The 22,696-nt window shown below is 70.8% G+C and carries 20 protein-coding genes and 3 pseudogenes; 10 read left to right on the forward strand and 13 right to left on the reverse strand.

The genetic code is table 11. The features are described 5' to 3' along the window. Positions 1 to 152 precede the first annotated feature (152 nt). Positions 153 to 2,675, reverse strand: coding sequence for a GH32 C-terminal domain-containing protein (locus ACGFSH_RS27545; RefSeq protein ID WP_393353293.1), 2,523 nt, complete (start codon positions 2,673 to 2,675; stop codon positions 153 to 155). Between the two features lie 582 nt (positions 2,676 to 3,257). Here ACGFSH_RS27545 and ACGFSH_RS27550 point away from each other — a divergent pair. Then, positions 3,258 to 4,418, forward strand: a complete 1,161-nt coding sequence (locus ACGFSH_RS27550; RefSeq protein ID WP_393353294.1) for a methyltransferase — start codon at positions 3,258 to 3,260, stop codon at positions 4,416 to 4,418. 153 nt (positions 4,419 to 4,571) lie between these two features. Here the strand turns inward: ACGFSH_RS27550 and ACGFSH_RS27555 are convergent, their stop codons facing one another. Continuing rightward, positions 4,572 to 5,108 carry a hypothetical protein gene (locus ACGFSH_RS27555; protein WP_393353248.1) on the reverse strand — a complete coding sequence of 179 codons (537 nt, stop codon included), beginning with the start codon at positions 5,106 to 5,108 and terminating at the stop codon, positions 4,572 to 4,574. Between the two features lie 240 nt (positions 5,109 to 5,348). Between ACGFSH_RS27555 and ACGFSH_RS27560 the strand changes: the two genes are divergently transcribed. The 3 genes from ACGFSH_RS27560 to ACGFSH_RS27570 all read left to right on the forward strand — a co-directional run bounded on the left by ACGFSH_RS27560 (position 5,349) and on the right by ACGFSH_RS27570 (position 7,679). Continuing rightward, complete coding sequence (locus tag ACGFSH_RS27560; RefSeq protein ID WP_393353249.1) at positions 5,349 to 5,843, forward strand: MarR family winged helix-turn-helix transcriptional regulator; 495 nt, start codon at positions 5,349 to 5,351, stop codon at positions 5,841 to 5,843. Then, positions 5,840 to 6,352, forward strand: coding sequence for a MarR family transcriptional regulator (locus ACGFSH_RS27565; protein WP_393353251.1), 513 nt, complete (start codon positions 5,840 to 5,842; stop codon positions 6,350 to 6,352). The genes ACGFSH_RS27560 and ACGFSH_RS27565 overlap by 4 nt, the downstream gene beginning before the upstream one ends. 256 nt (positions 6,353 to 6,608) lie before the next feature. After that, entirely contained in the window at positions 6,609 to 7,679 is a 1,071-nt protein-coding gene (locus tag ACGFSH_RS27570) for a protein kinase family protein (RefSeq protein ID WP_393353253.1), read from the forward strand. Positions 7,680 to 7,704: 25 nt separating this feature from the next. Here ACGFSH_RS27570 and ACGFSH_RS27575 read toward each other — a convergent pair whose 3' ends face one another. After that, on the reverse strand, positions 7,705 to 8,658 hold the full coding sequence (locus ACGFSH_RS27575) for an NAD-dependent epimerase/dehydratase family protein (protein ID WP_393353254.1): 954 nt from the start codon (positions 8,656 to 8,658) through the stop codon (positions 7,705 to 7,707). Between the two features lie 144 nt (positions 8,659 to 8,802). On the opposite strand from ACGFSH_RS27575, the gene ACGFSH_RS27580 reads away from it, so the two are divergent. Beyond that, on the forward strand, positions 8,803 to 9,603 hold the full coding sequence (locus ACGFSH_RS27580) for a TetR/AcrR family transcriptional regulator (protein WP_393353255.1): 801 nt from the start codon (positions 8,803 to 8,805) through the stop codon (positions 9,601 to 9,603). Positions 9,604 to 9,655: 52 nt separating this feature from the next. Here the strand turns inward: ACGFSH_RS27580 and ACGFSH_RS27585 are convergent, their stop codons facing one another. Beyond that, a complete protein-coding gene (locus tag ACGFSH_RS27585; protein ID WP_393353257.1) occupies positions 9,656 to 9,877 on the reverse strand; it encodes a DUF1214 domain-containing protein in 222 nt (73 codons plus the stop codon). 592 nt (positions 9,878 to 10,469) lie between these two features. Next, the gene (locus ACGFSH_RS27590) at positions 10,470 to 10,682 is read right to left on the reverse strand and encodes an STAS domain-containing protein (protein ID WP_393353295.1); all 213 of its coding nucleotides are present in this window, start codon (positions 10,680 to 10,682) and stop codon (positions 10,470 to 10,472) included. Between the two features lie 111 nt (positions 10,683 to 10,793). Here ACGFSH_RS27590 and ACGFSH_RS27595 point away from each other — a divergent pair, with 111 nt between their 5' ends. Beyond that, on the forward strand, positions 10,794 to 11,189 hold the full coding sequence (locus tag ACGFSH_RS27595; protein WP_393353258.1) for a hypothetical protein: 396 nt from the start codon (positions 10,794 to 10,796) through the stop codon (positions 11,187 to 11,189). Between the two features lie 431 nt (positions 11,190 to 11,620). Here the strand turns inward: ACGFSH_RS27595 and ACGFSH_RS27600 are convergent, their stop codons facing one another. Then, positions 11,621 to 12,382: an isocitrate lyase/phosphoenolpyruvate mutase family protein gene (locus ACGFSH_RS27600; RefSeq protein WP_393353260.1), complete on the reverse strand. Its 762-nt coding sequence runs from the start codon at positions 12,380 to 12,382 to the stop codon at positions 11,621 to 11,623. 323 nt (positions 12,383 to 12,705) lie between these two features. Between ACGFSH_RS27600 and ACGFSH_RS27605 the strand changes: the two are divergent. After that, positions 12,706 to 13,044, forward strand: a pseudogene (locus ACGFSH_RS27605) (DUF1254 domain-containing protein); the annotation flags it as partial. A 50-nt stretch (positions 13,045 to 13,094) separates the two neighbouring features. Here the strand turns inward: ACGFSH_RS27605 and ACGFSH_RS27610 are convergent. Beyond that, positions 13,095 to 13,631, reverse strand: coding sequence for a MarR family winged helix-turn-helix transcriptional regulator (locus tag ACGFSH_RS27610; protein ID WP_393353262.1), 537 nt, complete (start codon positions 13,629 to 13,631; stop codon positions 13,095 to 13,097). A 281-nt stretch (positions 13,632 to 13,912) separates the two neighbouring features. Here ACGFSH_RS27610 and ACGFSH_RS27615 point away from each other — a divergent pair, with 281 nt between their 5' ends. The 3 genes from ACGFSH_RS27615 (at position 13,913) to ACGFSH_RS27625 (ending at position 16,933) form a co-directional block, all read left to right on the forward strand. Next, on the forward strand, positions 13,913 to 14,854 hold the full coding sequence (locus tag ACGFSH_RS27615) for an RNA polymerase subunit sigma-70 (RefSeq protein WP_393353264.1): 942 nt from the start codon (positions 13,913 to 13,915) through the stop codon (positions 14,852 to 14,854). Between the two features lie 56 nt (positions 14,855 to 14,910). Then, a complete protein-coding gene (locus tag ACGFSH_RS27620) occupies positions 14,911 to 15,471 on the forward strand; it encodes a dihydrofolate reductase family protein (RefSeq protein ID WP_393353266.1) in 561 nt (186 codons plus the stop codon). A 748-nt stretch (positions 15,472 to 16,219) separates the two neighbouring features. Beyond that, positions 16,220 to 16,933 carry a hypothetical protein gene (locus tag ACGFSH_RS27625; protein WP_393353268.1) on the forward strand — a complete coding sequence of 238 codons (714 nt, stop codon included), beginning with the start codon at positions 16,220 to 16,222 and terminating at the stop codon, positions 16,931 to 16,933. A 98-nt stretch (positions 16,934 to 17,031) separates the two neighbouring features. Here ACGFSH_RS27625 and ACGFSH_RS27630 read toward each other — a convergent pair whose 3' ends face one another. The 6 genes and pseudogenes from ACGFSH_RS27630 to ACGFSH_RS27655 all read right to left on the reverse strand — a co-directional run. Beyond that, positions 17,032 to 17,340, reverse strand: a complete 309-nt coding sequence (locus tag ACGFSH_RS27630) for a hypothetical protein (RefSeq protein WP_393353269.1) — start codon at positions 17,338 to 17,340, stop codon at positions 17,032 to 17,034. Between the two features lie 288 nt (positions 17,341 to 17,628). Next, positions 17,629 to 18,180: a snapalysin family zinc-dependent metalloprotease gene (locus ACGFSH_RS27635; protein ID WP_393353270.1), complete on the reverse strand. Its 552-nt coding sequence runs from the start codon at positions 18,178 to 18,180 to the stop codon at positions 17,629 to 17,631. A gap of 95 nt (positions 18,181 to 18,275) precedes the next feature. Then, the gene (locus tag ACGFSH_RS27640) at positions 18,276 to 19,286 is read right to left on the reverse strand and encodes a pectinesterase family protein (protein WP_393353271.1); all 1,011 of its coding nucleotides are present in this window, start codon (positions 19,284 to 19,286) and stop codon (positions 18,276 to 18,278) included. 438 nt (positions 19,287 to 19,724) lie between these two features. Beyond that, positions 19,725 to 21,106 (reverse strand): annotated as a pseudogene (locus ACGFSH_RS27645) (L-serine ammonia-lyase). A 72-nt stretch (positions 21,107 to 21,178) separates the two neighbouring features. Next, positions 21,179 to 22,438: a serine hydroxymethyltransferase gene (glyA, locus tag ACGFSH_RS27650; RefSeq protein ID WP_393353273.1), complete on the reverse strand. Its 1,260-nt coding sequence runs from the start codon at positions 22,436 to 22,438 to the stop codon at positions 21,179 to 21,181. A 127-nt stretch (positions 22,439 to 22,565) separates the two neighbouring features. Further along, a pseudogene (locus ACGFSH_RS27655) lies at positions 22,566 to 22,696 on the reverse strand (aromatic ring-hydroxylating dioxygenase subunit alpha); the annotation flags it as partial.

A 22,696-nucleotide genomic window follows, 5' to 3' on the forward strand; every position in this document is an offset into this window, starting at 1 on the left:
ACGGATCACCTCCAGACCATGGTCTAGGGCTGCGCGATGGGTCGTGGGAGCGGACGAGGCGCGTGGCCTACGGTCGCTGGAACGAGAGGGCCCGCAGGGCACCTTGTCCACCGCGCGGGACCTTCGTGGCCCGCGGCGGCACGGCGCAGGGTTCAGTCGCGGAAGGATGCGAGGTGCCAGACGCGGGCCTGGTCCAGCTTCACCGAGCCGTTCTCGGCGAAGACCTGCACGCCGTGGGCGGCGGGGTCGGGGAAGATCTGGTCCGTGATGACCGCCTCGCCGCTGCCGCCGAAGACCTCCACGGACGACCAGTCGACGAGGATCCGCAGTTTCACCTTGCCGTTCTGAGCCCGCAGTGGTGCTCGCTGGACGCCGGGAAAGGAACTGTTGAAGTCCACGGCTCCGGAGCGCGTGCGGTCGACGTACAGCTCCTGTGTCGTGGTGTCGTAGCCGATGACGGTCTCCTCGCCCCCGGCGCCGGTGCGCACCTTCAGGCCGAAGCGTTCGGCGTCCTTGAGCGAGAAGGCCGCCTCGATGTCGAGGGCCCTGCCCTGGGCCGCGGGGCCGATCAGGGGGTTGGTGGCGCTCTTGACGGTGACGCCGCCCGCCGTCGCCGGGCTCCCCTGGCGCAGGGACTCCAGGCTCTTCACCGGCTTGCTGGTCAGCCGGATGCGGCCGTCGACGGTGCGCAGGGCCATTTCGCGTGGGACGCTCTGCGCTCCGCGCCAGGGAGAGGTCGGGACGGCGCCGCCGTAGTCCCAGTTGTTCATCCAGCCGATCATGCGGCGCTTACCGCCGGGGGCGTTCTCCCAGGACACGGCCGCGTAGTAGTCCTTGCCGTAGTCGGCCCAGTCGGCGCGCTGAAGGACGGACTCGGCGGGCGCGTCCGCGGCGGTGAACCGGTCGGCGAGGATGTGGCCCCAGCCTGCGGTGTTCCGGTCGACGAGCTGGATGCGCGCCTTCTTGCCGGCGTAGGGGCGCAGGTCGAAGGAGGCCCAGTCGAGGGTTTCGCTGTCGGAGCCGGTGGCGCTGCGGACGGTCCGGCCGTCCACGAGCAGGTTGACGGACGTCTCCTGTGAGACGGGCAGGACCTCGGTGTCGGAGAGCATGATGTGGTCGACGTCGAGGTGTCCCCAGCCGCCGGTGTTGTCGTCGACGATCCTGATCCGCGCCTTCTTGCCGGCGAGGTCGCTGACGTCCCAGGAAGCCCGGGCGAGTGTCTCGGTGTCCCTTCCGGTGGCGCTGCGCACGACCCGGCCGTCGACGACGAGTTCCAGAGCGGTGGGGTCGGCGGCGTCCGCGGGGTGGTTGCCGCCGCCGATGAGGAAGTTGATGTGGTTCTTGTCGATGGTGAATTCGGGTGAGGTGAGGGTGCCGGTGGTGGAGTCGCCGTTCAGGAAGGTGTTGACCAGGCCGTCGCCCAGCCAGCCGGAAAGCTGCTGCTGGCCGGGGAGGGTGCCGGTGGCCGGTGCGGTGCCGAAGGCCTCGCCTGTCGTCGTCCACTCGCCATAGCTGCCGCCTTCGAAGTCGGCGAGGACCGTGCCTGCGGGCAGCGGGCCCGGCTCCGGGACGGTCCCGGGCTCGTGAGGGTGCCGTCCGCCTCCGATCTTGAAGTTCAGATAGCGGCTGTCGACGGTGAACTCGGGTGAGGTGAGCGTGCCGGTGGCGCCGTCACCGCTGTGGAAGCTGTTGGCGAGGCCCTTGCCGTCGAACCCGTCGACGGCGCCCTGGCCGGCCAGCGTCCCGGCCGCGGGCCCGTCGCCGAACGCCGTGCCGGTGGCCGTCCACGTGCCGAAGTCGGCGCCCTCGAAGTCCTGTACGACGGTTCCGGCGGGCGGCGTGTAGACGCCCTTGTCCTCGGCCGTGAACCGTTTGCCGTCGAAGTCGCCGATGAAGTACTGGGCCGCCGAACCTCCGGCGATCCCACCGGGGTTGATGTTGACGACGAGGACCCACTTGACGTGGTCCGGATCGCCGTCGACGGCGAGGGGGAACAGGTCGGGGCATTCCCACACGCCGCCGGTCGCACCGGCCGGCCCGAACTCGCTGAGCAGCTCCCAGTCCTTGAGATTCCTGGACGAGTAGAAGCGCACCTTGTGTTCGGTGGACAGCGACACCGTCATCAGCCAGCTCTTGGTCGGCGCGTACCACTGGACCTTGGGATCACGGAATTCGCGGGACCCGATGCCGAGTACGGGATTGCCCTGGTACTTGGTCCAGGTGCGGCCGCGGTCGGTGCTGTAGGCGAGCGACTGGGCCTGTTCGCCGCCGTCCTTGTAGGCGCTGGTGTAGATCGCCACCATCGGAGGGTTCTTCTTCGTGCCGAATCCGGTGATGTTGGCCGCGTCCACGACCGCGCTGCCGGAGAACACCATCTCCCGGTCGTCGTGCGACAGGGCGAGCGGCAGTTCCTTCCAGTGCACGAGGTCCGTGCTCACGGCGTGCCCCCACGACATGTCGCCCCACGCATTGCCGTTGGGGTTGTACTGGTAGAAGAGGTGATACTCCCCCTTGTAGTACAGCAGGCCGTTCGGGTCGTTCATCCAGTTCTTCTCCGGGGTGAAGTGGAACTGGGGCCGGTAGATTTCGGAGTACGGCGGAGCGTCGGCAGCGGCGGCCCGAGGCGCCGGCGGAGCCGCGGACAGAACGCAGAGGGTCGCCACCGCCGCGAACATCCGTGTCCGGGCCTGCCGGCCAAGCCGGGCAGGCCCGGATGCACGTCCAGAACTCATAGCGCCTCCTGTGCTGCGGCTGTTCGCGCAGCGGGCCTGCTGCCCCGGCGCGAAAAGCGAACGAGATGTGACGCCCTGCCAGGCCCGCACCGACTCCACGGCGAACGACAGGGAGTGTCATCGTTGACTTATGTCAGCGATGACACCGAGTTGGCCCCGATGATGGGGGCAATCCGGCCAGGGCGTCAACAGCTCTGACGCCAGGCGACCTCAGCGCGGCCACTCGCCCCACCGACACCCCGCCCTCCGGGACTTGGACGAAAAGTCCCCTGCCCTCCTGGTCGACCGGGGGGTTTGGAGAAGGCACGGAACCTGTGCGAGCCTGGCTTTCCTCCTCTCTCCGGAAGGTCTGGCCCTGATGCTCGGCATGGTCGTATGGGACGTCCGCTCCGGCGCTTCGACGCAAGAGCGGTAGCGGTTTTCTGCTCCCCCGCACACGCCCGTCCGACGGACCGGCGTGGGTTCGCTCTGCTCCTCGTCGAAGTGCTCTTCGTGCCCTGTACGTTCGACCACGAGGAGTACGCCGTGTCCGTCATCCGCTGGACCGAAAACAGCTCCCCCCGGTCCGCCCCCTGGCATTCCGAGAACGCCTCCCCCGCTCCCCGGCGAACCCTCGTCGCCGACGACCGGATGAAGGCCGACGACGCCTACCGTCTGACCTGCGAAGGAACGGCTCTGCTCTGGCGGGGCGACTTTCACAACGCCCGACAACTGCTCCAGGCGATCGGCCGCCGCGTCGACCGCCGCGCCGACCGCGGAACACCCGGCTTCGGCACCTCCCCGAGCGAGTCGTTCCACCTGCACCGCCGCGGCATCCGCCACCGCGCCCGCGTACTCGGCAGGCTCCTGGTACTGCTGGACGACGACCACACCCTTGCGCTGCGCCGGGCTCCCGACGTCCGTCAGGCATGCCTGGACGCCTACGGCCCCTCGACAGGCCCTACGACGGTATCCCTCAAAGAACTGCTGGGCGTGATGGGTGCGCGGCAGTGGCGCGCGAAAGGGATCGACGTGCCGGCGCTCGGCGCCCGCATCCACCCTCACTACGGCGTCTTCGCACCGGTCAGAGGCGAGTACGTCGACCTGGTCGCGCACACCGCGCTGCCGTCGGCCATCCGGCACCGCCCCGCCACCGGTGCGGCATTCGACCTGGGCACCGGGACCGGAGTCCTCGCCGCCCTCCTGGCCCGCCGTGGCATCGACCGCGTCGTGGCCACCGCCATCAACCCGCGCGCCCTGGCCTGCGCCGGCGAGAACGCCCACCGACTCGAACTGGCCGACCGCATCGAGGTGTCGGGCCCCGGTCTGTTCCCCGAAGGCCGCGCCGACCTCATCGTGTGCAACCCGCCCTGGCTTCCCGCCCGCCCGACCAGCCCCGTCGAGCAAGGTGTCTACGATCCGGACGGCGCCATGCTCCACACCTTCCTCACCGGCCTGTCCGCCCACCTCCGGCCCGGCGGAGAAGGCTGGCTCATCCTGTCCGACCTGGCGGAACACCTCGGCCTCCGGACACGTCGACAGCTCCTCGCCGCCATCGACGCGTCGGGCCTCCGCATCGTGGGCAAGGCCGACGTCAAGCCCCGGCACCCTCGCTCCCGGGACGCCACCGACCCCCTCCACGCTGCACGCAAGGCCGAGGTCACATCGCTCTGGCGACTGGCGGTGCGGGCGTCCGGCAGCGCCTGACAGCCCAGGCCGATGCCGAGGAGGGCTCAACTGGGTTGTCTGGGTGGGCTCCACTACCGTGCGCGCCCATCAGTACGCGGCTGGGGCCCGCGCCGCGGGCCCGCGCCCCGGGCGCGCGGGCCGGTGTCGGTGGGCAGGGGCGAGGCCGTGGCGTCAGGGGGAGTTCGGGCCGGCCGCTGCCAGAGCCTCCCTCGCCGCCCGCCGCAGCGCTCGGGAGGTGACCCAGCGGTTCCTTCCGCCGGCCAGGTGCGCCACGGCACGGCCCACCCATTCCGGGTCGCCGAGGAGTTGGGGCTTCTCCTCGTCGACGAGCTGCCGCAGCAGGTACTCCAGCCGGAGAGGGTCCACCGCCCGGTACGAGCGCGTGTGCTGGTCGAAGCGCAGCAGGCAGTCCTCGTACGGCTGACGCAGCGTCATGCGCATCCATCCGCCGTCGCGTGTGGCGACCGTTCCCTTCGGTGTGTACGCGCCCCTGCTGTTGATGTTCCAGGAGTGTTCGCCCCAGGTGATCCAGACGCCGGTCATGATCCTGGACCACGGGACCGACCGTCCCTCGGAGCCCGGCTCGTGCTGGTAGAGCCCGTCGGGGCGGAACTCCACCCAGTGGGCATCCGGTTTCGCGGCGTCCCCGACTCCCCAGCTGCCGTCACTCAATGCCAGCGGTCCCAGGAGCGTACGGTCCTTCACCATGCGGTCATTGAATCACCCTCCCTGTGAACCGCCGCGCCGTCCCGGCCCGTCGCTCCCTCCGCGTCGCGCCAGGCAACTCCCCACCCAACAGAGCCACTTGGGTTCCACTCTCCGACGAAGATCCTGTCAGCGGCACACCAGGACCGACGACCGACCGATCCAGACGAATCCGCCCAGCCGTGCGCGGAGCACACAGCCCAAACAGTAGCCATGTACATAGTAGCCATGTACTCTAACTGCATGGACAACGGCTCACCGGGCCCCACCCCCGGCTTCCTGGTGTGGCGGCTCGCCAACAAGTGGCGCGTGGCGGTCGATCGCGCCGTGGCCCCCCTGGGCCTCACCCACGCCCAGTACTCGCTCGTCGCGTCACTGCACGGCATGCAGCGAGCCGGCGAGCGGCCCAGCCAGCGCCGGCTCGCCGAGCACACCGGCCTGGAGGCCCTGTACGTGTCGAAGCTCGCACGCGCCCTGGAATCGGCCGGCCTGGTCGAGCGCACCCGAGATCCCCGTGACCCGCGGGCCATGCAGCTCGCCCTCACCGAGACGGGCCAGGACGTCACACGGGAGGCCATTGCGGTGGTCCAGGAACTGCATCAGCGGTTGCTGGAACCACTCGGCGGCCCCGACGCCCCTCGGACGCGCATGCTCACCGACGAGCTGAGGACCCTGCTCGAAGCGCCCCTCGCCCCTTCCGTACCGGACGACCCGACACCTCAGGGGAGCACACCATGACCACAGCGTCTTCCACCACGACCTCCACCACGACCTCCACCACGTCAGCGTCCGCCACCGCGGCGGCGCCCGCCCCCGCACCCGTCGCCAACGCGCGGGCCCTCGGCCTGGCCCACTACGCCGCTCGCGCGGTCCTGGAACACGTCCTGGCGCGCCACGGCATGACGTTCCAGCAGCAGATCGCCCTGCGTGCCGCAGTCACCGCCGAGACCCCGCAGACACGGGACGAGTTCATCGCCCAGGTCCGGGACTCCCTCAAGGCCGACCCTGGCGCTGTCGGCGCCACTGTCGACGAGCTCCTGGCCGGACAGCTGCTCGTCGAGGACGGTGCGCGCCTTCGCGCGACTGACGCGGGGCGCGAGCTGCTGGCTGCCGTCCAAGCGGAGACCGCCCCTGTCTCGGACCGCATCTGGGGCACGATCCCGGCCGAGGATCTGGCCGCGGCCGGCCGCGTCCTCGCCCTGGTCACCGAGCGCGCCGACGCGGAGCTTGCGGCGCTGGCCGCTTGACCGTCGCCCGCGCAGTCCTTGTCACAGCCACCACCACGGGTGCTGCCTGCCCGTGGAAGAGCCCAAGGGTTACGGTCGCATGACCTCCCAAGTCCGGAAGGATCCTACGGTGAGCCCCGCACGGCCGGCGGACAGCCGCCGGCCACCGACGAAACAGCGTCCGGCGAAGGGCCGTTCGCCGACGGCTTCGGGGCTCGCCCCCGACGCCCTGACATGATCAGCAGAAGTCAGTCCCGCTGTCAGGACGGAGCCGTCGATGGACATGACCGAGTCGGACCATGCCGCGAGGGTGTCCGCTTACGCGGGCGTGGGAGCACGGCTGTCCCTGTGGAGCGACCGGCGTCTCGCGGACGCGGTGTCCGCCGCGCCGGTTCTCGGCTCCGGTATCGGGGGCAGGTCGGCCGAGTGGGAGGTCGAGGGGACGCGGGTCTTCGTCAAGCGGGTCCCGCTGACGGACGTCGAGTTGCGGCCGGAACACGTGCGCTCGACCGCGAACGTGTTCGGGCTTCCCCTCTTCTACCAGTACGGGGTGGGGTCGGCGGGGTTCGGCGCCTGGCGTGAACTGGCCACGCACATCATGACAACGGGGTGGGTGCTGACGAAGGCGTACGCGGGTTTCCCGCTGCTGTACCACTGGCGGGTGCTGCCCGACGGCCCCCCTGCCGGCTTCGTCGACGGCCTCGGCGGTGTGGAGGGGGCCGTCGCGCACTGGGAGGGCTCGTCGGCCGTGCGCCGTCGACTGGAGGCCATCGGAAGGTCCTCCTTCAGCCTGGTGCTCTTCCTGGAGCACGTGCCGCAGACGCTCGCCGAGTGGCTCGGCGACAGAAAGGGTGCGTTCCGGCCCGAGCCCGGATGTGAGTCGCCCTATCGCCGGGTGGAGAACGCGCTGCTGCGGGGGACGGAGTTCATGCGCTCGCGCGGACTGGTCCACTTCGACGCGCACTTCGCCAATCTGCTCACCGACGGCCGGCGGGTGTACTTCGCGGACTTCGGACTCGCGTCGAGCCGTGATTTCGAACTCTCCGCGCAGGAACGCGCATTCCTGGCCGATCACCTCGTGTACGACCGCTCCTACGCACCGAGCCACCTCCTGCGGTACCACCTGCCGGACGACGTTCGTGGCGGCGCCGAGCACGGGGCTTTCCTGCGCGACTGGCTCGACGGCCGCAGGCCCGCCGGTATCGCGCCCGACATCGCCGCCCTCATCGACCGGCACGCCCCGCACGCGCTCGTCCTGGACGACTTCCATCACCGGCTGCTTTCACGGAGCAAGCGCACTCCCTTCCCCGCGGCCCAGGTCGAGCGGGCCCTGGCCGGCGGCGCGTGAACGCCGTACGCGCCTTTCGGCCGGGTCAACGGCGGGCGGCCGGGGTCCGGTAGGAGTCCGCGGTGGCGCCGAGGACCTCGGTCCAGGGCGTGGGCTCCAGGCCGAAGGCGGCGGTCGCCGCACCCGAGTCCATCACGAAGGGCCGTTCGAACTGGTAGGAGACCTCTCGCAGGGCCCGCACGGTCGGGTTGACGAGCCCCAGCGCCGCCAGCACGACCGCCGGGATCTCTCGGACGCCGACCGGTTCGGCCCCCGCTGCCTCGGCGAGGTCGGCGACGGCCTCGCGCTGGGAGCGGGGCGGGTTGCTGGGAACGTGCCAGGCCCGGCCCCAGGCCCGTTCCTCGCCGCCGACGGTGACCAGGAGCCGGGCGGCGTCCTCGGTGTAGGTCCAGGTGTGGGCGGTGTCGGCGCTGCGCAGCACCTGAACGTCGCGGCCGGCCAGCAGGCGGGGCACCACCCGGGCCCCGAGCGGACTCTCGGCGTAGGGGCCGATGTAGTCGGAGCCGCGGATCTCGGTGGCCCGGACCCGTCCGGCGCGGTGCAGGGCGAGCGCGTCCTCCCACATCCGCGCCCGGACCCGGCCCTTCACGGAGTTGGGGTCGAGCGGGGTGTCCTCGGTCATCGGGGCGCTGACCGTTCCGTAGCCGTAGAGGTTGCCGACCGTGGCCAGGACGGCGCCGGAGCGTTCGGCGGCGGCCAGCAGGGCGGCCGCGAGCGGGGGCCAGTCCGTGGCCCAGCGGTGGTAGGCCGGGTTGGCGCAGTTGTAGAGCACGGCCGCGCCGGTGGCCAGTTCGCCGAGCGCGGCGGCGTCGGTTGCGTCCAGGCGCACGGTCCGCACGCCCGGCAGGCCGGTCAGGCCGGCAGTGGCGGGTGTGGCTCCGGAGCGGCTGACCAGCACGACCTCCTCGCCCCGCGCGGCGAGGTGCCGGGCGGCGGCCGAGCCGACAGGGCCCATCCCGACGATCAGGTGCTTGCCCACGGTTTCCTCCGATGCGCCAGAGAACAGTGTTCTCGTTTCGGTCGATGCCGAGAGACTGACGCAGCGTCGGGGACGTTGTCAAGAACGGTGTTCTCGCTTGCGTCCGGTGTTCTCGATTCCATCGTTCCGTGTCAGGATGGACGCATGTCCGCCCCCGACAAGCCCCGCACCGCACGGGAACGCGCCCGGATCGAGTTCACCGCGGAGATCAAGGCGGTCGCCCGCAGACAGCTCGCCGAGAGCGGCGCCGCAGCGCTCTCGCTGCGCGCCGTCGCCAGGGAGCTCGGCCTGGCCTCCGCGTCCGCGCTCTATCGCTACTTCCCCGGCCGCGACGCCCTGCTCACCGCACTCGTCCTGGACGGTTACACCTCCCTGGGCGACGCCGCCGAGGCCGCCTGGGCCACGCAGGACACGGCGGGGACGACAGACGCGGCGGACACGGTGGAGGGCGAGCGGGCGGACGCGCTGGAGCGCTGGGTCGGCCTCTGCCACGCGGTGCGGGACTGGGCGTTGGCGCATCCGCACGAGTACGCCCTCATCCACGGCTCGCCGGTGCCCGGCTACAGCGCACCCCAGGACACCGTGGCGCAGGCGACCCGGCTGCCCTACCTGATCGGCGCCCTCTTCACCGACCGGCTCGGCCAGCACGGCCCCCACGGCGCGGACACCCCGCCCACCGTGCCGGACGACACCCGGCCCGCGATGCCGGACAGCGGGCCCGCGATGCCCGACGACGCCCGGCGGTCACTGGCGCCGCTGCTCTCCGCACTCCCCCCGCACACCCCGCCCGACGTGGTCATGAGCGCTCTGATGGCGTGGACCTACCTCCTCGGCGCCGTCTCCTTCGAACTCTTCGGACACCGCCGGGAGATCATCGCCGACCCCCGCGCCTTCTTCGACCACGAGGTCCGCCGCCTCGGCACAGCCCTCGGCCTCACCGCCTGACGGACCGGCCCAGGGGGGGCCGGCTCCCCCTTGCGAGAACTCGTGCGAGGGTTCAGTCGGTGCGTCGCAGCGCCGGCGGGGTCCAGTCGCCGGTGAGAGCGGCCTGCCGGGGCCAGTACAGGCGCAGGAAGACGTTGAAGCTGCCCGCGGGAGCGGGCAGCCAGTTGCGTTCCCGGTCCGGGCCGGGGCTGTCGTGCTGGACATGGATGTCCAGGGATCCGTCGGGGTTGGTCCGCAGGCCGCTGCGGTCGCCGATCGCGTAGCGGTTCAGCACGTTGTCGGGCGGGAGGGTTGTCCACCATCATCCGGTTGAGGAGGGTGAAGTACTCGCGGCCGCCGAGGGCGTGCACCTGGTCGACGGGCGGCGTCGCGGTGTCGGCGTCGGCCGGAACGGGGACGTCCGTGGGAGGGGAGTAGGCGTCGGGGTCGCCGGTCCACTCCGACAGCGGAATCAGACGGGTACCGTCCTGGAGCCGGTCGACGTCGGAGAAGTCCGAGGGGCCGCTCGTCGCCGCGGGTCACCTCTCGTGCAAGTGCGCCGAAGCCACCCGCCCCGGCCGCATGATGCGCACGGACACCGCGGTGACTGGAGCGGGGACGGCACGTGTTCGCCGTCGAGCCGGTAGGCGGCGGTGAGTCCCGCCCGCTCGTCCATGGACACGTCGATGTCGTACGTGGCTTCCCAGCCGTGCCCGCCAGTCGAGGCAGACGAACGAGTATGCGCGCCGGACGTGATGCGTGGGCAAGGCGACCGCCCCCGTCTTGTCCGAGGCATCGCAGGGGCAAGTTCTTGGGCAAGTTTCAGGGCGAGTGGATCGAGGGCAGCTTCCCGTTTCCGGCCAGGTGGCGAGGGTCGCCGACCCTGTTCAGGAAACGTCTCCGAATGCCAGCTGTTCGGTTAGGCCGGCGCGGTCGGCCGCAGCCCGGAGCACTGCGCCGGCCTGGGTTAACGACACGTCGACGCCCGCCACGGGCAGGGTCTGCCGAATGGCCAGCAAGGTGTAGAGGCCCGCGGTGTCGCAGAACATCACACCTGACAGATTCAGCACCAGCACGCCTCCGGTGGCGTGCGCCGCCAGTACGTCAGGTTCTCCCGCAGGGCGAACGCCGTGTCGACGTCGAGATCTCCAGCCTCACCGGGAGGCAGCTACGGGGTTCCGGCGGCCCCGTGGATGCTGCATGATCGAGCCGTGCTGATCCGGTTGGAACGAGTCGCGCAGTACCCTCGAACCCCGTTGCTGGCCGCTGTCCGGACCCCGTTCGGTCACATCGCGGTCCGCTGGTGCGGAGACCGGGCCGCGGAGCCCGGCGCTTACGACGTCGAGTGGACGATCGACGAGGTCATCGTCTGGGGGCGCAATGCCAAACCAGCCGCCGGAGTCGGTCCTGAGCTGCGAACCGGAGGCCACTGCGTGGTCCTGCGAGGACGGCTGGGCCTGACCGAAGACGGTGTCGCGCTGCTGGATCTCGACGGCACGAACATCCCGTTGAACCTCGCCGACCCGCCGCCCCCAGATGCCGTCGGCACGTGGGTCGAGCTTTTCCTCGACCGCCACGAGGTGAGTCTCCGCCCCCGCGTGCCCTGATCAGGATTCGCCCCCTTCCCACTGTGACGAATGGGCGCCCAGATCGCCCGGGACCGGTGGGGCCGGTAAGGCTGGTGAGGGGGCCTGCAAGCGGACGGCGAGAAGGGCGCGGGCGGACGGCGAGCAGGGCGCGGCCGTCGGGGAAGGCCGCCTCGGCCTGGTGGTGCGGGAAGCGGTCGCACAGTTCGGCGATGCCGAGGCCGGAGGCGGCGCGGGCACACGTCATGAGGAGAGCCGCCGTCGGACGACGGCCCGTGAACGGCGGCCGTCCCCCGAGCCGTCAGCGCTCCGCGGCGACGGGAGACGGCCGTTCTCCGGACAAGCGGCCGCTCACCAGATTAAGCCCGGCGAGCGGCGGGGGAGCCGGACCGCGGCAGAACGGGGGAGGCCGTGCTACCCCGTTGCGGCTTCCTCGGCCCCGCACGATCCGATCAGGGCGCCCACGGCCCGAGCATGCCCTTCATCGTGTCGGTCAGGGCGAATTGCAGCAGCGGGCCGTACGTGATGCGTCCGACGCCGAGACGACGGAAGCGCTCGAGATCGTGCTTGACGGGGTGGGCCGTGGAGTTCACCGGAAGGGAGACGGCGCCGGTCACCGCGGTCAGCAGGTCGTCGTTGTCCTGGATTCCCACCGGGTAGACACTGTCGGCGCCCGCCTGCTCCAGAGCCCGCAACCGCTCAATCGCCTCGTCGAGGACGGCCGAGGCGTCATCGGCGTGCAGGAAGAGGTCAGTGCGCCCATTGATCCAGACCGGGATCCCGGCGTCGTCGGCCGCCGCGCGCAGACCGGCGATGTAGCTCGCGTGTTCCTGCGTGGTGCGCAGGCGTCCGCCGTCCGAGTGCACGGTGTCCTCGACGTTGAGGCCGACGCCGCCGGCCTCGGTGAGTCCGGCGATGAGGTCCGCGGGTTCCTGTCCGTAGCCGGACTCCAGGTCGACGGAGACGGGAACGTCCACTGCCGCGATGATGGGCCTGACGGCGGCGAGGACCTCCTCGAAGGTCTGCCCCTCGTGGTCCTCGGCTCCTCGGGAGTCGGCGAGCGGGTGACTGCCGATGGTGAGCGCGGGGAAACCGGCGCCGGCGGCCGTCCGCGCGGACCAGACGTCCCAGACGGTCGGCAGTACGAGCGGCTTGTACTTGGCGTGCAGCTGCTTGATTCGTTGAGCGCGCTCAACGGTCGTCCGAATGTCCATGCCGAGGACGCTACCCCCGAGGGCCCCGGCACCAACCGATACCGGCCGGGAGTCAGGACGGGGATCGCGGGCCGGGTCCGCCTGGCCCGTCCGTGTCACCCGTCCGTGTCACCTGTCCGGCGGACTCGCCGCGCGGGAGGCGGAGGGCGCTCGGGAGGCGGAGGGCGCTCATAGCGTCGGGCGCGGACGAGATTCGCTACAGCGCCCGGGAGAAGCCAATGACGGATGAGTCGGACGAGTCGGATGAGTCGATGGATGAGCTGGTCTCGCAGGCATGGCTCTACGGGTATCCGCTGGTCACGGCGGCTCTGACGCAACGTTCCATGACGGCGGTCCCGGCCCGCGACGACGCGCGCCGCAAGGCCCCCGTCAACCAGTTCACCGAGGTCGTCTCACCGAACGCCGACACCCTGTACTCCAGTGCCTGGCTGGAACTGTCCGACCAGCCCCTGGTACTGACCCTGCCCGAGTTCGGCGACCGGTTCTGGATGGTCCCCGTTCTCGACGCCTGGTCCAACGTCTGCGCCGTCGTCGGGCAGCGGAAGAACGGCTCGTCCGCCGGCCCGTTCCTAATCGCCGGGCCGTCCTGGTCGGGAGCGACGCCGCCCGGACTGACCCTGCTGAAGTCGCCCACTGCCGTGAACTGGATCACCGCCCGGTACGCGGGCGCGGGCCGAGCCCGTCGCCGACCGGCGCGTCGACTGCCGGAGGTTCAGGCCTCGCGGGCCGCGGGCACGTCGGTCCCCCAGCCGAGCGGATGCGGTTCCGGATCGTCCGCGGCGGGCGCCGGCGGCTCCCCTCCCGCCTCGTTGAAGGCCCCCAGGGCCTCGACGAGCGCCAGCCGCTGCGTCGGCCTGAGCCGTGCGACGATCCCGGCGATCTCCTCGCGTCGCCGGGCGGTGACCTCCGCGACGGTGCGCCGCCCGTCGTCGGTCAGCTGCAACAGGGTCTCGCGGCGGTTGCCGGGGTTGGTCCGGCGATCGGCGAGTCCGGCGGCGATGAGCCGGTCCACCATGCGCATGGCCGTCGACGGCGCCACCTGGAGCAGGTCGGCCAGGGCCACCAGTTTGGTCGCGCCGCGGCTGGAGAGCACGACGAGCATCCGGAACTGCGCGAGGGTCACCCTCTCCTCGACCTCGGCGAGCGAGCGGGCGGAGACGGCCACCAACAACCGGGACGCGGTCAACACCGCCCGGGTGACCTCGTCGACATCGTCCATGACCCCCGCGGGGCTCTCGTGCTGCGGCATGGCTCCTTTGTATCGCGCCGCAGCACCTGCTCACGCCCGCATTGCGAACGGACTTTCCCTTCTCGGGCCATACCTCCTTCCCGTCCGACGTCTCCACATTTAGACTATGCAACGTTTTAGATGTTAAGAGAGCATCCATGCCCGGTGCCTTTCAGACGAGGCCACTCACCTGCCTCGCCTGCGCCTCCGACAGCCGCGGCACCCGACAGCGTCCGGGACCTTCGGCAGCCCAGGAGCCCGGTAGGCACCGCTGACGGTGGTCGCTGCGCCATGATGGGCGCGTGGACTACGAGCCGTACCGGGGTGAGCTGGTGGTGTACTGCTACCGGATGCTGGGCTCGTTCCACGAGGCCGAGGATCTGGTGCAGGAGACGATGCTGCGCGCGTGGAAGGCCCGCGACCGGTACGACCCCGCGCGCGCTTCCGTGCGGACCTGGCTGTACCGGATCGCGACCAACGCGTGCCTGACCGCGCTGGAGGGCAGGGCCCGACGGCCGTTGCCGTCCGGGCTGGGTGCGCCGAGCGAGGATCCCGGGGCGGCGCTCACCCCGGCTCTCGACGTCCCCTGGCTCCAGCCGTTCCCCGACGCGCGGTGCGAGGCGGAGACGCGGACCGACCTACGGCTCGCGCTGGTGGCGGCCATGCAGCTTCTGCCACCGCGGCAGCGGGCCGTCCTCGTGCTGCGGGAGGTGCTGGATTTCAGCGCCGCCGAAGTCGCCGGGCAGTTGGAGACCACGGTCGCGGCCGTCAACAGCGCGCTTCAGCGGGCTCGCGCCGCCCTCGCCGGGACGGGCGATGCCGGCGAGGTCGCCGAGCCGGCCGATCCGGCCGCCCGCGCGGTCGTCGAACGGTACGCCCGCGCCTTCGAGGCCGCCGACGTTCCCGCGCTCGTGCGGCTCCTCACGGCCGATGCGGTGCTGGAGATGCCGCCGGTGCCGTTGTGGTACCGGGGCAGCCGGGACTACGGGCTGTTCATGGACCGCGTGTTCCATATGCGGGGCACCGGCTGGGGGACGAGGCCGCTGACCGCCAACGGCCAGCCCGCGCTCGCCGCCTACGCGCCGCGGCCCCGCGGGGACGGGCTCGCACTGCACACCTTGCAGGTCTTCACCGTGACCGGCGGCCGGGTCGCCCGCAACGTCGTCTTCGCGGATCCCCGCGTGTTCGACGCCTTCGCCCTTCCCCGGCAGATCTCCTCCGAGGAAGTTCGCCGGGCGCGATGAGTTCGGGCGGTGCCGCCGGTACGTACGGGTGAGCATCCGAACGAAGGGACACCCTCATGAGCGTCATCGTCATCGAGTTCATCACCCTGGACGGGATCGTCTCCGACCCGGACGGTTCCGGGGGGACGCCGTCCGGCGGCTGGGCCTTCCGGTACGGTCCGGGGACCGTCGCCGGGGACAAGTTCCGTCTGGGCGACACGCTGGACGACGGGGTCATGCTGCTGGGTCGCACGACCTGGCAGTTGTTCTCGAAGCTCTGGCCGGGACGGGACGACCCCTTCGCCGCGCGTATGAACGCCGTGCCCAAGCTGGTGGTCTCCCGCACCCTGACCGACACCTCGGCCTGGGCGAACTCGCGCGTTCTCGACGCGGACCTCGTCGATGCCGTGAAGCGGGAGGAGCGCGACGTGATCGTCACCGGCAGCCTGAGCGTCGTCCGCATGCTGATGTCCGAGGGGCTGGTCGACGAGTACCGGCTGCTGACCTTTCCCACCGTCCTCGGCACCGGACGAAGGCTCTTCCCCGACGACGGTCCGCAGGCGGAACTCGCTTGCGTGGCGGCCGAGCAGGCCGGTGCGGCCGTCTTCACTGTGTATCGGAGGGCGGCGGCACGCTGAGGTCCGGCCACCAAGGAGGGCTGCCGACGCGACCGCGCGTTCGTAGTCCTCGGCCGTAGACCTCGCGGCTCGGACAGGGCGGTCGCGCGGTGGACGAGCCGCGCCCGCAGCCCTAAGACCCGGGGCACGGCTCGGATGTTCCCGCCGAGCAGACCGAGGGCGACGAGGGCTCGGCGCTGCCGAGACCCGGAAGGGCGGGGAGATCGTGGGCAACTCGGCCTGCTCAGAGACCCGTTGAAGCCGACGAACCAGATTGCGAGCTTAATCCCTGACCTCCAGGCGAGGGCGACGGTGCGGGCAGTGTGGGGCGGCGCCCCGGCATGTTCCGCCTCGATCCGGCGGCGGCTCGGAGCCGCTGGTGGAGGTGGAGTTGGAGGTGGTGGAGGAGAGCGCGAGGGACGGCCGGCTGGTCGCCGCGGGCCCGGCCGCATGTGAGTACCGCGTTCCGTCGGCGTGGGTGCGTCAAGCGCTTCGACAATCATGCGGCAGGACACCTGCGTGCAAGCGGGTTGCCGTCTGAGCGGCCGGAAGGGGCCGGTGGCGCGCGGGCAGTCCGCCCTCCCGAAATTCCCCTGTAACACGGTGTTGCGCTTCGATTATTCGACTGTCATCGTATTCCGCATCCCTCCGAAGACAGCACCAGCCGCTTCTCCCCCCACAGTTGAAGCGCTTCGACGGAAGTGGTCAGCGGGCCCGGTCATGCCGGGTTCGCGATCCGGGCCGTCGAAGCCGAAGAGACGGAGCCCCCATGTTCTCAGCCCTGCGCACAAAGCCACGTGCAGCACTCATCGGCCTCATCGCCGCCGCCACCGCCGCGGTCGGACTGGCCGCGGCGCCCGCCCAGGCCGCCACGTGGTCGTCCAGCGACCAGTGGGGCAGCTGGTCGAACGGCGGATACACGCTCTACAACGACGTCTGGGGACAGGGGGCGGGCTCTCAGACGATCTGGGCGAACTCGTACAGCAACTGGGGTGTGTGGGCCAACCACCCGAACACCGGCGGCATCAAGTCGTACCCCAACGCCACCCGTTACGTGGGCAAGAAGCTCAGCGCTCTGCGCTCGGTGCAGTCCAGCTTCAACGTGAGCGTTCCGTCGAGCGGCGCCTACGAGACCGCGTACGACGTCTGGGACTCGAACAAGGCCAACGAGATCATGCTCTGGATGAACAAGACGGGACCGGTCGGCCCGCTCGGCACGTCCCAGGGCAACGTCTCCGTCGGCGGCAGCACCTGGACGGTGTACAAGGGCAGCAACGGCAACAACGCGGTGTTCTCCTTCGTCCGCACCTCCAACACCAGTTCCGGGACCGTGGACATCCTGGCGGTGATGAACTGGATCAAGAACACCAAGCACTGGATCGGTGACGTCACCCTCGGCGACGTCCAGTTCGGCTACGAGATCACGTCCGCGTCCGGCGGCCTGAACTTCACGACGAACTCGTTCTCGGTCTCCAGTTCCTGACCGGTCCGGCCCAACCCGTCCAAGTCGCCTCGTGCGACGCACATGTCGACCGGCTCCGGGTCTGCTCCCGAACCCGGAGCCGGTCGGCACCTTTGCGGTCAGCCGGTGTGCCCCGGATGCCCCTTGGTCAGCAGCGCGCTCCAGCCCAGTGCGAAGACCGGGAATCCGAGGTCGGCCAGAACCAGACGCGCCGGCTTCACCTTGACTCCCCCCGCCCCGGTGGCCTCCTCGACCACATCCACCACGTAGTAGAGATGGGTGCCGACGAGGGCGTACCAGCTCCGGTTGGGGTGAAGATCCGCCGAGTCGGCGGGCGTCAGACGAGCCGCGGCGGTGTGGACCATGTCGGCCGTGAGGCGATGGGTCGCGTCACCCACGGTGAAGGCTGTCTGCGAAGCGCTGGGCACGTGCCCCTCCAAGAGGACCATGGCGAGCGGGGAAGACCGTGCCGGACGTGCCATGACGACGGTCCGGCCGGTGGCGGCGATGAAACACTGCCAGACCCCGTCGCCCGAATCCGTGAGCAAGGACCGTCTCACTCTTCCGGCCCAGCGCCTGAACGGCGCAGTGCGCCGCCCTGGCTCCTTGGGACGTCCGCGCCGCACGCGGCGGGCAGTCGCGACGCGGAGCAGTGCGGTGCGACGCGGTGCGGTGGGGAGTGATTCGGGGCGGTGGCCCCGGACTGGTCCGGCCGCCTACCGCGCGGCGACTCCCGATCCCCACCATGGCACCCGGTCGCCGACGTCGTTGGCGGCGAAGAAGTCCCGGACGGCGGCCTTCTCCGCGGTGTCCGGTTGCACGTTGACGCAGTCCGAGCCGGCCCACCCGCCCGACATCACCTTGGAGCAGGGGCTGCCCGGGCCCAGGTCGGGAAGCGACAGGATATGGCCCAGCTCGTGCACGACGATCCGGGTCGGCTTGTACAACTGCGCGTCCCCGACTTCCAGGTACACCCAACCCCTGCCCGCACCCTTGATGTTGACGTGGGACTGGACTCCCTTCGCCGTCTTGTACTCGATGACCCGCAGCGCCGCCGGAGTGTCCTGTTCGACGAACTTGATCGTGGGCACTGCCGTGTTCCAGATCGCGATCGCTTCGCGCGCCGCGTCCGTGTAGGAGCCGGCCTGGAGAAAGTCGATCGGGATGGCTTCGGGTGCCGGGTCGGCCGCGTCGGCGGGAGCGCTGACGCCCAGCAGGGCGCCGGACGCGAGGACGGCCGTGGTCAACACGTTCAGTATTCGGGCCACAGAAATGCTTCCCTTTCGTCGTCGGTGGGGGGCTGTCGAGGATCGGGGGCCTCTGAGTGTGCTCAACGAAGCGCGGTCGCGGCTGCCGCGGACGACTACTGCACGGGATTCCAGCCGTCGTTTCCGGCCAGGTACTTCTGCGAGGTGTAGTTCGCGGCGGTCCCGGCGCTCATCATCGGGCGGTCGGTGGTTCCCCCGCTGACCCCGGCTCCCCGGTTGTTGTACTCGCTGAACCGGCAGGTCTTCCAGGAGAAGCCGCCCATGTCCTGCCAAGCTCCGGCCTGGAGTATCTGCCCTCCCAGCGCAGAGTCGCGGACCAGCACCTGCCCGGTCGCGTCGGCCGCCCCGCCGGCGTGCCAGCAGCGGCCCAGGGCGACGGACCGCGCCGCGCCCGGACTCACCAGCGTCGAGCGGGTGATGAGGATGCCGTACCGGTTGCCGGTGTGGGTCGCCGCGGCGGTGATGTAGCCGGTCTTGCCGCTGCCGCGGTCCAGCGAGTTGATGGTCGTGGAGTCGACGACCAGGGCCCCGTTGCCGTAGATGAAGTCGACGGCGCCCTCGATGTAGCTCTTGTAGACGTACTGACGGACCTGGGCGGCGCCGGTGCCGCCCCACGACAGGAAGGTGTCCTGGTATCCCAGCAGACGCACGTTGCGGTAGACCTGCCGGTCGCCGCCGGCGTACAGGGCCAGTGCCTGGCTGTCGTGCCGGTCGTACGTGTTGGCGATGGTCATCCCGGTGACGGTGGTGTTCTTGGCCAGGTTCAGCACGGTCGCGCTGCCCGCGGTTCCGGCGGTGGACGCGGGAGCGTTGCCGGTGATCACGACGTCCGTCGCGGTCCCTGTCGTTCCTTGAAGGGTGATGCCGGTCTTGCCCGCCGGAATGGACACCTGACCCCGGTAGGTGCCAGGTTTGATCCTGATGATCGCGCCCGACGGTGCTGCCGCGAGTGCGGCCTGGACGGTGGTGTAGTTGCCGGAGCCGTCCGCGGCCACCGTGATGGTGGTGGCGGCGTGCGCCGGGACGGTCGGCCCGAGCGCGGTCAGCGGTAAGGCGGCGAGGGCGCCCGCGATCACTGAAGTGCGGCGCCTGCCGAGCGGGTGCATGGGTGGTCCTTTCGTCGCGCTTCGGTGAGGTCGTGGGGCGCGGGTCGTGGATCGGGGACGTCAGCGGGAGGCCGGCAATGCTCGGTCACGCACAGCTTCAGCGGGGTCCTCCCCGGCTGCCCGCGGGCCTGGGCGACGCATGACACGACCAACTCTCCGCGCATTTCAGCGACGCTCTTTCATGTCCCGTCAGCAGCAAGGTCCGGCGCGGGCGAGTGGTATGTGTACCGTCGGTGCGCCACCGTGCGGGGGCGTGCGGAGACGTCGGTCACCAGGTCCTCCATGTGGGGGAAGGGAAGGCGGTGCCGGGGCGAAGGGCGTGAGCGGAGCGATCCACTGCGAGTGTGGGAACGTTCCCACAGTCAGCGAGCGTAGGTAGTTGTTGATGGACCGTCAAGGATGCGTTTCGCGGCATCCGGCGCGGGCCGTGCGGCGTGCTCAGCACTCGATGACGTTGACGGCGAGGCCGCCGCGGGCGGTCTCCTTGTACTTGACCTTCATGTCGGCGCCCGTCTCCTTCATCGTCTTGATGACCTTGTCGAGGGAGACATGGTGGCGGCCGTCGCCGCGCAGGGCCATGCGTGCGGCGGTGACGGCCTTGACCGCCGCCATGCCGTTGCGTTCGATGCAGGGGATCTGGACGAGGCCGCCGACGGGGTCGCAGGTGAGGCCGAGGTTGTGCTCCATGCCGATCTCGGCGGCGTTCTCGACCTGTTCGGGGCTGCCGCCCAGGACCTCGGCGAGTCCCCCGGCGGCCATGGAGCAGGCGGAGCCGACCTCCCCTGGCAGCCGACCTCGGCGCCGGAGATGGAGGCGTTCTCCTTGAAGAGGAGTCCGACGGCCCCGGCGGCGAGCAGGAAGCGGACGACGCCCTCGTCGTCGGCGCCCGGGACGAAGTCGAGGAAGTAGCGCAGGACGGCGGGAATGATGCCGGCGGCGCCGTTCGTCGGGGCCGTGACGACCCGTCCGCCGTCGGCGTTCTCCTCGTTGACCGCCATCGCGTACAGCGTGATCCACTCCATGGCGCGGGCCTGCGGGTTCCCTTCGCCGCGCAGGGCGCGGGCGGCCGCGGCGGCCCGGCGACGGACCTTCAGGCCGCCCGGCAGGATGCCCTCGCGTCCCAGGCCCCGGGAGATGCAGGCGTCCATGATGCGCCAGATCTCCAGCAGGCCCGTGCGGATCTCGGACTCGGTGCGCCAGGCCTTCTCGTTCTCCAGCATCAGCGCGGAGACCGACAGCCCGGTCTCCCGGGTGAGCCGCAGCAGTTCGTCGCCCGTGCGGAACGGATGGGGCAGCACGGTGGCGTCGAGCTTGACGCGGTCCGCTCCGGCGGCCTCCTCGTCCACGACGAAACCGCCGCCCACCGAGTAGTACGTCTTCTCCAGCAGCGGGACGCCTTCGGCGTCGTACGCGAGGAGGGTCATGCCGTTGGCGTGGAACGGCAGGGACCGTCTGCGGTGCAGGACCAGGTCGGTGGAGGCGTCGAAGCCGATCTCGTGGGCGGGGCCGATCTCCTCGCCGAGCAGTCGGATGCGTCCGGTGGCGCGGATCCGCTCGGCGTCAGGGCCGGCGCGGACCACGTCGACCGTGTGCGGCTCGTTGCCCTCCAGGCCGAGCAGCACCGCAGTGGGGGTGCCGTGGCCGTGGCCGGTCGCGCCGAGGGAGCCGTACAGCTCCGCCCGTACGGCGGTGGTCTGGGCCAGCAGCCCGTCCTGCTTGAGCCGCCTGACGAACATGCCGGCGGCGCGCATCGGACCCACGGTGTGCGAGCTGGACGGGCCGATGCCTATGGAGAACAGGTCGAAGACGCTGATGGCCACGAAACGCTCCGTGGGGTCGGCGGGGGCCTGCTCGTCGTGACGTGAGGTCCCCGCGGGGGTTGTCGCTGTCCGTCACAGGCCGGGGTAGAGCGGGTGCTTGCCGGCCAGCGCCGTGACCCGGGCCCTGAGGGCGTCGGCGTCGTACGTCGGCTTCAGCGCCTCGGCAATGACGTCGGCGACCTCGGTGAAGTCCTCGGCGGTGAAGCCGCGGGTGGCCAGGGCGGGGGTGCCGATGCGCAGGCCCGAGGTGATCATCGGGGGCCGGGGGTCGTTCGGGACCGCGTTGCGGTTGACGGTGATGCCGACCTCGTGGAGGCGGTCCTCGGCCTGCTGCCCGTCCAGTGCGGAGCCGCGCAGGTCGACCAGGATCAGGTGCACGTCCGTGCCGCCGGACAGCACGTCGACGCCGGCCTCGCGGGCGTCGGGCGCGGTCAGCCGCTCGGCGAGGATCCTGGCGCCCTCGACGGTGCGCCGCTGGCGCTCCCTGAACTCCTCGCTCGCCGCGACCTTGAAGGAGACCGCCTTCGCCGCGATGACATGCTCCAGCGGTCCGCCCTGGAAGCCGGGGAACACCGACGAGTTGAGCTTCTTCGCGAACTCCTTGCTCCGGGCGAGGATGATGCCCCCGCGGGGGCCGCCGAGGGTCTTGTGGGTGGTGGAGGTGACCACGTCCGCGTACGGGACCGGGTTGGGGTGCAGCCCGGCCGCGACCAGCCCGGCGAAGTGGGCCATGTCGACCCACAGATACGCGCCGGTCTCGTCGGCGATCCGGCGGAAGGCGGCGAAGTCCAGCTGCCTCGGGTAGGCGGACCAGCCCGCGATGATCACTTTCGGGCGGTGCTCCTTGGCGAGCCGCTCGACCTCGTCCATGTCGACCAGGCCGGAGTCGTCGACGTGGTAGGGCACGACGTCGAACTGCCTGCCGGAGAAGTTGAGGCGCATGCCGTGGGTGAGGTGGCCGCCGTGGGCCAGGTCCAGGCCGAGGACGGTGTCGCCGGGCTGGGCCAGGGCGAACAGGGCGGCCTGGTTGGCGGAGGCGCCGGAGTGCGGCTGGACGTTGGCGTACTCGGCGCCGAAGAGGTCCTTGAGGCGGTCGATGGCGATCTGCTCGGTGACGTCGACGTGCTCGCAGCCGCCGTAGTAGCGGCGGCCGGGGTAGCCCTCGGCGTACTTGTTGGTCAGGACCGTGCCCTGGGCCTCCATGACGGCGACCGGGGCGAAGTTCTCCGAGGCGATCATCTCCAGGGTGGACTGCTGGCGGTTCAGCTCGGCGGCGACGGCGGCGGCGATCTCGGGGTCGAGGTCGTGCAGGGACTGGTCGAGCAGGGTCATCGGCGGTCTCCTGTGCGGGGTCGGGGCGTGAGGAGGGAGGGAGCGGCAGGTGACGGGCGGGACACTCGTGGGCGGGCGGTCGGGACACGGCGACCGCGGCGACGGAACGGGGGCCGGAGCGGCCGGGTCAGTGCGCGGGGCCGCTGCCGAGCTTGTCCTGGAGCCAGGTGTGGAATGCGCCGATGTGGTGCTCGCTGGGTACCAGCACACCGCCCTCGGCGTACAGCCGTGAACTCATGCCGGGCTGGGTGCGCTCGC

This window comes from Streptomyces sp. NPDC048481 (genome assembly GCF_043200075.1).
Taxonomy (GTDB): domain Bacteria; phylum Actinomycetota; class Actinomycetes; order Streptomycetales; family Streptomycetaceae; genus Streptomyces.

What these genes read in the sequence shown, in the direction of transcription:
- ACGFSH_RS27545 (WP_393353293.1), bottom strand. Translation starts at nt 2,675, where the DNA reads ATGTTCGCGGCGGTGGCGACCCTCTGCGTTCTGTCCGCGGCTCCGCCG.
- ACGFSH_RS27555 (WP_393353248.1), bottom strand. Translation starts at nt 5,108, where the DNA reads ATGGTGAAGGACCGTACGCTCCTGGGACCGCTGGCATTGAGTGACGGC.
- ACGFSH_RS27560 (WP_393353249.1), top strand. Translation starts at nt 5,349, where the DNA reads ATGGACAACGGCTCACCGGGCCCCACCCCCGGCTTCCTGGTGTGGCGG.
- ACGFSH_RS27565 (WP_393353251.1), top strand. Translation starts at nt 5,840, where the DNA reads ATGACCACAGCGTCTTCCACCACGACCTCCACCACGACCTCCACCACG.
- ACGFSH_RS27570 (WP_393353253.1), top strand. Translation starts at nt 6,609, where the DNA reads ATGGACATGACCGAGTCGGACCATGCCGCGAGGGTGTCCGCTTACGCG.
- ACGFSH_RS27580 (WP_393353255.1), top strand. Translation starts at nt 8,803, where the DNA reads ATGTCCGCCCCCGACAAGCCCCGCACCGCACGGGAACGCGCCCGGATC.
- ACGFSH_RS27600 (WP_393353260.1), bottom strand. Translation starts at nt 12,382, where the DNA reads ATGGACATTCGGACGACCGTTGAGCGCGCTCAACGAATCAAGCAGCTG.
- ACGFSH_RS27610 (WP_393353262.1), bottom strand. Translation starts at nt 13,631, where the DNA reads ATGCCGCAGCACGAGAGCCCCGCGGGGGTCATGGACGATGTCGACGAG.
- ACGFSH_RS27620 (WP_393353266.1), top strand. Translation starts at nt 14,911, where the DNA reads ATGAGCGTCATCGTCATCGAGTTCATCACCCTGGACGGGATCGTCTCC.
- ACGFSH_RS27625 (WP_393353268.1), top strand. Translation starts at nt 16,220, where the DNA reads ATGTTCTCAGCCCTGCGCACAAAGCCACGTGCAGCACTCATCGGCCTC.
- ACGFSH_RS27640 (WP_393353271.1), bottom strand. Translation starts at nt 19,286, where the DNA reads ATGCACCCGCTCGGCAGGCGCCGCACTTCAGTGATCGCGGGCGCCCTC.
- glyA (WP_393353273.1), bottom strand. Translation starts at nt 22,438, where the DNA reads ATGACCCTGCTCGACCAGTCCCTGCACGACCTCGACCCCGAGATCGCC.